The organism is Caballeronia sp. LjRoot29 (assembly GCF_964252755.1).
Lineage (GTDB): Bacteria > Pseudomonadota > Gammaproteobacteria > Burkholderiales > Burkholderiaceae > Caballeronia.
The window spans coordinates 1-3,086 of sequence record NZ_CAXUPU020000078.1; the positions used below are offsets into that span (position 1 = coordinate 1).

The following is a 3,086-nucleotide window of genomic DNA, read 5'->3' on the forward strand; positions in this document are numbered from 1 at the left end:
AGTGAAGCGAACGCGGTGAACTGAAACATCTAAGTAACCGCAGGAAAAGAAATCAACCGAGATTCCCAAAGTAGTGGCGAGCGAAATGGGATCAGCCTGTACTCTTTAGCACGACCGTTAGCCGAACACTCTGGAAAGTGTGGCCATAGCAGGTGATAGCCCTGTAGGCGAAAGCGGATGTGTGGAACTAGGTGTACGACAAGTAGGGCGGGACACGTGAAATCCTGTCTGAAGATGGGGGGACCATCCTCCAAGGCTAAATACTCGTGATCGACCGATAGTGAACCAGTACCGTGAGGGAAAGGCGAAAAGAACCCCGGGAGGGGAGTGAAATAGATCCTGAAACCGCATGCATACAAACAGTCGGAGCCTTTGAAAAGGGGTGACGGCGTACCTTTTGTATAATGGGTCAGCGACTTACGTTCAGTAGCAAGGTTAACTGATTAAGGCAGCCGTAGCGAAAGCGAGTCCGAATAGGGCGTTCAGTTGCTGGGCGTAGACCCGAAACCAAGTGATCTATCCATGGCCAGGTTGAAGGTGCGGTAACACGTACTGGAGGACCGAACCCACTAATGTTGAAAAATTAGGGGATGAGCTGTGGATAGGGGTGAAAGGCTAAACAAACTTGGAAATAGCTGGTTCTCTCCGAAAACTATTTAGGTAGTGCCTCGTGTATCACCTTCGGGGGTAGAGCACTGTCATGGTTGTGGGGTCCATTGCGGATTACTACGCCATAGCAAACTCCGAATACCGAAGAGTGCAATCACGGGAGACAGACATCGGGTGCTAACGTCCGGTGTCAAGAGGGAAACAACCCAGACCGCCAGCTAAGGTCCCCAAATATTGCTAAGTGGGAAACGAAGTGGGAAGGCTAAAACAGTCAGGAGGTTGGCTTAGAAGCAGCCACCCTTTAAAGAAAGCGTAATAGCTCACTGATCGAGTCGTCCTGCGCGGAAGATGTAACGGGGCTAAGCAATATACCGAAGCTGCGGATGCGAGATTTATCTCGCATGGTAGGAGAGCGTTCCGTAAGCCTGTGAAGGTGCATTGAAAAGTGTGCTGGAGGTATCGGAAGTGCGAATGCTGACATGAGTAGCGATAAAGGGGGTGAAAAGCCCCCTCGCCGTAAGCCCAAGGTTTCCTACGCAACGTTCATCGGCGTAGGGTGAGTCGGCCCCTAAGGCGAGGCAGAAATGCGTAGCTGATGGGAAGCAGGTTAATATTCCTGCACCATTGTTAAATGCGATGGGGGGACGGATCGCGGAAGGTTGTCCGGGTGTTGGAAGTCCCGGTCCTTGCATTGGAGAAGGCGCTTAGGCAAATCCGGGCGCGTAATTCAAGGGTGTGAGGCCATTCACTTAGGTGAAGAAGCAATCGGAAGTGGTTCCAAGAAAAGCCTCTAAGCTTCAGTTTAACAAGACCGTACCGCAAACCGACACAGGTGGGCGAGATGAGTATTCTAAGGCGCTTGAGAGAACTCGGGAGAAGGAACTCGGCAAATTGGTACCGTAACTTCGGGATAAGGTACGCCCCTGTAGCTTGACTGGCCTGCGCCAGGAGGGTGAAGGGGTTGCAATAAACTGGTGGCTGCGACTGTTTAATAAAAACACAGCACTCTGCAAACACGAAAGTGGACGTATAGGGTGTGACGCCTGCCCGGTGCCGGAAGATTAAATGATGGGGTGCAAGCTCTTGATTGAAGTCCCGGTAAACGGCGGCCGTAACTATAACGGTCCTAAGGTAGCGAAATTCCTTGTCGGGTAAGTTCCGACCTGCACGAATGGCGTAACGATGGCCACACTGTCTCCTCCCGAGACTCAGCGAAGTTGAAGTGTTTGTGATGATGCAATCTCCCCGCGGCTAGACGGAAAGACCCCATGAACCTTTACTGTAGCTTTGCATTGGACTTTGAACCGATCTGTGTAGGATAGGTGGGAGGCTATGAAACCGGAACGCTAGTTTCGGTGGAGCCGTCCTTGAAATACCACCCTGGTTTGTTTGAGGTTCTAACCTTGGTCCGTGATCCGGATCGGGGACAGTGCATGGTAGGCAGTTTGACTGGGGCGGTCTCCTCCCAAAGTGTAACGGAGGAGTACGAAGGTACGCTAGGTACGGTCGGAAATCGTGCTGATAGTGCAATGGCATAAGCGTGCTTAACTGCGAGACCGACAAGTCGAGCAGGTGCGAAAGCAGGTCATAGTGATCCGGTGGTTCTGTATGGAAGGGCCATCGCTCAACGGATAAAAGGTACTCTGGGGATAACAGGCTGATACCGCCCAAGAGTTCATATCGACGGCGGTGTTTGGCACCTCGATGTCGGCTCATCTCATCCTGGGGCTGTAGCCGGTCCCAAGGGTATGGCTGTTCGCCATTTAAAGAGGTACGTGAGCTGGGTTTAAAACGTCGTGAGACAGTTTGGTCCCTATCTGCCGTGGGCGTTGGATATTTGAAGGGGGCTGCTCCTAGTACGAGAGGACCGGAGTGGACGAACCTCTGGTGTACCGGTTGTCACGCCAGTGGCATCGCCGGGTAGCTATGTTCGGAAGAGATAACCGCTGAAAGCATCTAAGCGGGAAACTCGCCTTGAGATGAGATATCCCTGGAGCTTCGAGCTCCTTGAAGGGTCGTTCTAGACCAGGACGTTGATAGGTCAGGTGTGGAAGTGCAGTAATGCATTAAGCTAACTGATACTAATTGCCCGTAAGGCTTGATCCTATAACCAGTGTGTTTCGGGTGTGCAAGAGCAACCCAGAACCGCTCAGGTTGAGATCATGTTGTGCCTGATATAAGTAGTAGCAAACACAACCCTAAGCAACACCGGTAACAACGAGGCGCTCCTCAAAGAGTGAACTCGACTACTTCTTCCCCAGATTGGTTGTAACGCCCATCAGCGCTACAACACCCCCTTTATGCCTGATGACCATAGCGAGTTGGTACCACCCCTTCCCATCCCGAACAGGACCGTGAAACGACTCCACGCCAATGATAGTGCGGATACCCGTGTGAAAGTAGGTAATCGTCAGGCTCCCCATGCGCTGCACCAAGCAACTCATCCGCTTGGCAGCTAAACAAAAACCCCACCCCAT

The 3,086-nt window shown here is 52.1% G+C and carries 2 rRNA genes; both read left to right on the forward strand.

Annotated features, from left to right (window positions below):
- Positions 1-2,715, forward strand: a 23S ribosomal RNA gene (locus ACSQ83_RS35710); the annotation flags it as partial.
- A gap of 197 nt (positions 2,716-2,912) precedes the next feature.
- Positions 2,913-3,025, forward strand: a 5S ribosomal RNA gene (gene rrf, locus ACSQ83_RS35715).
- Positions 3,026-3,086 lie beyond the last annotated feature (61 nt).